This is a genomic window from Mycobacterium sp., assembly GCF_032159565.1.
Classification (GTDB): Bacteria; Actinomycetota; Actinomycetes; order Mycobacteriales; family Mycobacteriaceae; genus Mycobacterium.
This window is the reverse complement of sequence record NZ_JAVHWR010000136.1, coordinates 1-4,532: the sequence shown is the minus strand read 5'-3', so window position 1 is coordinate 4,532 and position 4,532 is coordinate 1. Positions and strand designations below refer to the sequence as shown.

Below are 4,532 nucleotides of genomic sequence, written 5' to 3'. Positions count from 1 at the left end.
CCATGTACACCACGTCGTGGTGTGGCTACTGTTTCCGGCTCAAGACCGCGCTGAAGGCCGAAGGGATCGGCTACACCGAGGTCGACATCGAAAGCGACCCCGCCGGTGCGGAATTCGTGATGTCGGTAAACGCCGGCAACCAGACCGTGCCGACACTGAAGTTCCCCGACGGGTCCACCCTGACGAATCCGAGCGCACGCGACGTCAAGAAAAAGCTGGGTTAGTCAGTCCTGTTCGGACGCCGTTGAGTCCGTGGCCACGATGATCATCGGCAGCAGGTAGTTGCGCACGTAGCCACGGGTGTCCTCGACGGTTGCCAGGTTGATGCCGGTGTGTGGTGTCACGATGAAGGACAACGTCAATCGGGTGTGCAGTTCGGCGACAGTTCGCAGGTGGCGCTCCTGATCCGGCGTCGTTGGGGTCGAGCCGTAGATCTGGGCGCGCAACTCGTCAGCGGACATGCGGGTGGCAAATTCGACGATCGGATCGGCATCGATGGTCAGGCTCGGCAGGATCGCCTCCGGCTCGGTCCGCAGTAGCTTCCTGAGCAGAGCATGCTCCCGCAAGAAGGTCACTGTGAACACCGTTTCGTAGACCAGGCGGTCTTCCAAGGTGGTGGCGTGCGAGCGGGCACGAGCAATGCCCTCGAAGTAGCGGTGTGCTTCAGCGAGGACCAGAGCGTCGATGAGAGCGGCCTTCGTGGGGAACCGGCGGTACAGCGTGGCACGACCCAGGCCGCTGCGGCGCGCGACGTCGTCCATGGTGGTCCGACGGATCCCGACGAGTTCGGCCTGTTCGAGCGCGGCTGTCAAGATGCGAGTCGTGATCTCGTCGGGGTCTTTCAGATGGGCGAGGACAGCGGGATCCGGCTCGGACACGCGTCGGACGAACTCTGCCGTTCGGGTTGCGGCCACGTAACTGTTCCTTGCTCCTTTAGCGGGGTCGCCGTATGGTCGATTCGAACCATGCGAGACAATAAGCGTTTCATCGTCTCGCCCGTCTCAGGATAGCGGTACGCCGTTGCTAGGGGGTCGATATGGGCGTCGGACTGCAGGCGAGGTGGATGGCAATGCACGGCGTGCCCCGGATGTTCATGAAGGTCCGGGCCCGCCAAGGTGATCCGTTGGCCCGACTGATCGCAAGTCACGGCCGCGGCAACGATCCCTATCCTGCGATGGAGGAGATTCGGGCCCGCGGTCCGTTGGTGCGTACCCCGTTCACCTGGGTGAGCGTGGATTACCACGTATGCCGAGACATTCTGCGAGACAAGCGATTCGGTGTCACACCGCCGTCAGCTATGAAGCTGCCGTGGCCGTTGACGACGTTGATAGCTCGAACCGATCCCGGCGTCGCCAATCCAGTCGAGCCGCCCGCCATGGTGATCGTGAATCCGCCCGAGCACACGCGATATCGGCAATTGGTGGCGCAGAGTTTCACGCCGCGGTCGATCGAGCGACTCGACACCCTGGTCGCCGAAGTAACCGAGAATCTGATCGACGAACTCGCCCGCAGAACGCAGGCGGATCTGATCGCCGACTTCGCCTCGCGCCTGCCGGTGGCGATCATCGCCGAAATCCTCGACCTGCCCGCCGAGACGCATCCACGGCTGTTGGAGTGGGGCCACAGCGGCGCCCCACTGCTGGACATCGGGATCGGCTGGCCGACCTATCGTCGAGCCATCGACCGGTTGCGGCTCGCTGACGACGAACTTCGGGAACGCTTCCATCAATTGCGCACCGGCGCGGCCGGCGACACTCCGTTCAGCAAGTTGGCCGCCGACGGCGCGATCACCGCCCGCGAATTCACCGCCAACGCAGCACTTCTCATCGGCGCTGGCTTCGAGACCACCGTCAACCTCATCGGCAACGGCATCCTCGTGCTGCTGCAGCATCGGGAAGCACTCTCGCGGCTACGCGAGGACTCGCAATTGTGGCCGAACGCGGTCGAGGAGATTCTGCGCATCAACAGCCCTGTGCAGATGACCGCCCGCACCGCGCTGTGCGATGTCGAAATCGCGGGCCACACCGTCGCAGCCGGCGACATGGTGGCTCTGCTGATCGGGGGCGCCAACCGCGATCCCCACGTCTTCGCCGACCCCGAGCGCTTCGACATCACCCGCGCCAACGCCCGCGATCACTTGGCCTTCGCGTCCGGCATTCACGCGTGTCTTGGTGCCGCTTTGGCGCGCATTGAAGGGATCACCGCGTTACGGTCGCTCTTCGAGTCGTTTCCCGATCTTCGGCTCGCTTCGGCGCCGCAACCACGCGGGCTGGTGAATCTGCGCGGATTCGCCTGCATGCCAGCCGAAATCGGTAACCGGCGGTCTGCCGCGGTCACCCCGGGCTGATCTCTAACTGGCGCCTCAGCTTTGCGCCGAAATCGACGAAATGGCGAGCTCTTCTCGCACTTCTCCGCCCATATGTTGGTTTGGGCGCTAAGAGGGGGTTGGGCGTCAGTCTGCCCAGCTGGTACGTCAGTCAGTACGTCAGTCCAGCGCCGCCCAGGACTCGATGATCTCCCTGGCGATCGAGATGGACCCGGGCAGGAGCAACCGCGACGGTGAGTCGGAGCTCCAGTCGCCATGATCGAGCGCTTCGCGGATCTCGGCGCGGGTGAACCACTCGGCTTCGGCGATCTCGCCGTCAAGGAAAGCGAACTCCTGCTCGGGGTCGCCGATCGCATGGAAGCCCACCATCAGCGAGCGCGGAAACGGCCACGGCTGGCTGCCCAGATAGGTAACTTCGCTGACCGTCAGCCCGATCTCCTCGGCGATCTCGCGGGCGACACACGCCTCGAACGACTCACCGGCCTCGACGAATCCGGCCAACAGCGAGAACAGCCGCTCGGGCCACATGGTTTGCCGGGCCAGCACCGCGCGGTCGTGCCCGTCGTGGACAAGGCAGATCACCGCGGGGTCGATCCGCGGAAACTCCTCGTGTCCGTTGACCGGGTTGACCCGCGACCACCCGCCCTTGGTCAGCTTCGTCGGTGACCCGTCGGCGGCGCTGAAGCGCGCGCTGTCGTGCCAGTTCAGCAGCGCGGTCGCGGTCGCCACCAGCTGCGCGCTGACGTCGTCGAAGATGTGCCCCGCGCGACGCAGGTCGAGAACTTCTGTCTCGCCGGAGGCTTCCGGGGCGACGAGTGCGCTGCGCACCGCCCAGACATGCCTGCCGTCGGTCATCCGGCCCAGGAACACCGCGTGGTCGGTTGGCTTGTTCCCAAGTGCGGTGGCCTTGCCGAGGACCACCTGCCCGTCGGAGATCAGCACCTGGTTGCGCGAATCAATCCGCAGCAGAAGGGCATCCGGCCAACCGGCTACCGCCGCGTCGATGTCGGTGCGCAACGCGTCGGCACGGTCGGCACCGACGCGGGACAGCAACGGCACATTGCGCAGCTGAAAAGACGGCATCCGTTCGGTCATCGCTCGGGTTCCACGCTGCGGATGTACAGCAGCCGGTCGCCGAGCTCGAGCGCATCGACCTGAGGATCGTCGACCCGCAGCAGCTTCCCGTTGCGCACCACACCGAGCACGATGTCGGGGAGGTGCCGCGGGGAGCCGCCGACCTCCTTGGGCTCGACCTCGCGCTCGGCAATTGCGAATCCGGCGTCGGGTGTCAGCAGGTCTTCCACCATCTCGACAACGCTCGGCGTCTGAACCGCTATGCCCAGCAGCCGGCCCGCCGTCTCGGAGGTGACCACGGTCGAGTCCGCACCGGACTGCTCCAGCAGATGCTGGTTCTCGGCTTCTCTGACCGCCGCGATGATCTTGGCGTTGGGCGCCAGTTCGCGCGCGGTGAGCGTCACGAGCACGGCGGCGTCGTCGCGGTTGGTGGCGACGATGATGGCCTTGGCGTGCTGGGCGCTGGCCAGGCGCAGCACGTCCGAGTCGGTCGCACTGCCGCGGACGGTGACCAGACCCGCGCTCTTGGCGCGCTCGAGGGCCGCGGGGTCCTCGTCGACGACGACGATGTCGGCGGGTGCGACCTCGTCGCCGACCATCGCGGCGACCGCCGTCCTGCCCTTGGTGCCGTACCCGACGACGATGGTGTGGTTGCGCACTCTGCTCCTCCATCGCTGGATCTTCAATGCCTGGCGCGACTGCGTGGTGAGGGTCTCGACAGTGGTACCGATCAGCACGATCAGGAATGCCAGCCGCAGCGGCGTGATCACCAGAACGTTGACCAGCCGGGCCGACGGGGTGACCGGGGTGATGTCGCCGTAGCCCGTCGTCGACAGCGACACCGTGGCGTAATAGATGCAGTCCAGCAGCGACAGCGGATTGTCGGGGTTCGGGCTGCTCTCGACGTCCCGGTACCCGTGCCGGTCCAGGTAGACGATCAACACCGCCAGGAACAGCGCCGACATCGCGTAGATGATGCGGCGGATGATCCGCTGCGTCGGGCTGACGAACGGCTCCGGAATGCGTAGGACATCGACCAGATCGGCGTCCGGCCGCGTGGTCAGACTCTGGTCGATCGCGGCCAGCCGCCGACGCAACCTACCTCTGGCCACGAGGGTCCGTCATCGGGTGG

Annotated in this window: 5 protein-coding genes; 2 read left to right on the top strand and 3 right to left on the bottom strand. The window is 65.6% G+C overall.

Annotation, left to right across the window (positions count from 1 at the left end):
- The first annotated feature begins 2 nt into the window (after positions 1-2).
- A complete protein-coding gene (locus QOC76_RS18370; RefSeq protein WP_526358943.1) occupies positions 3-224 on the top strand; it encodes a mycoredoxin in 222 nt (73 codons plus the stop codon).
- Here the strand turns inward: QOC76_RS18370 and QOC76_RS18365 are convergent, their stop codons facing one another.
- Positions 225-914: a TetR/AcrR family transcriptional regulator gene (locus tag QOC76_RS18365; protein WP_526358941.1), complete on the bottom strand. Its 690-nt coding sequence runs from the start codon at positions 912-914 to the stop codon at positions 225-227.
- A gap of 122 nt (positions 915-1,036) precedes the next feature.
- Here QOC76_RS18365 and QOC76_RS18360 point away from each other — a divergent pair, with 122 nt between their 5' ends.
- Positions 1,037-2,347, top strand: a complete 1,311-nt coding sequence (locus QOC76_RS18360; RefSeq protein WP_526358939.1) for a cytochrome P450 — start codon at positions 1,037-1,039, stop codon at positions 2,345-2,347.
- A 138-nt stretch (positions 2,348-2,485) separates the two neighbouring features.
- On the opposite strand, the gene nudC is transcribed toward QOC76_RS18360, so the two are convergent.
- Both nudC and QOC76_RS18350 read right to left on the bottom strand, forming a co-directional pair.
- Positions 2,486-3,409, bottom strand: a complete 924-nt coding sequence (gene nudC, locus QOC76_RS18355) for an NAD(+) diphosphatase (protein ID WP_526358945.1) — start codon at positions 3,407-3,409, stop codon at positions 2,486-2,488.
- Between the two features lie 8 nt (positions 3,410-3,417).
- Positions 3,418-4,512 (bottom strand): potassium channel family protein, encoded by a 1,095-nt coding sequence (locus tag QOC76_RS18350; protein ID WP_526358937.1) that lies wholly within the window; start codon positions 4,510-4,512, stop codon positions 3,418-3,420.
- Between the last annotated feature and the right edge of the window lie 20 nt (positions 4,513-4,532).

Coding starts and splice junctions, on each gene's coding strand:
- QOC76_RS18370 (WP_526358943.1), top strand. CDS start 3: ATGTACACCACGTCGTGGTGTGGCTACTGTTTCCGGCTCAAGACCGCG.
- QOC76_RS18360 (WP_526358939.1), top strand. CDS start 1,037: ATGGGCGTCGGACTGCAGGCGAGGTGGATGGCAATGCACGGCGTGCCC.
- nudC (WP_526358945.1), bottom strand. CDS start 3,409: ATGCCGTCTTTTCAGCTGCGCAATGTGCCGTTGCTGTCCCGCGTCGGT.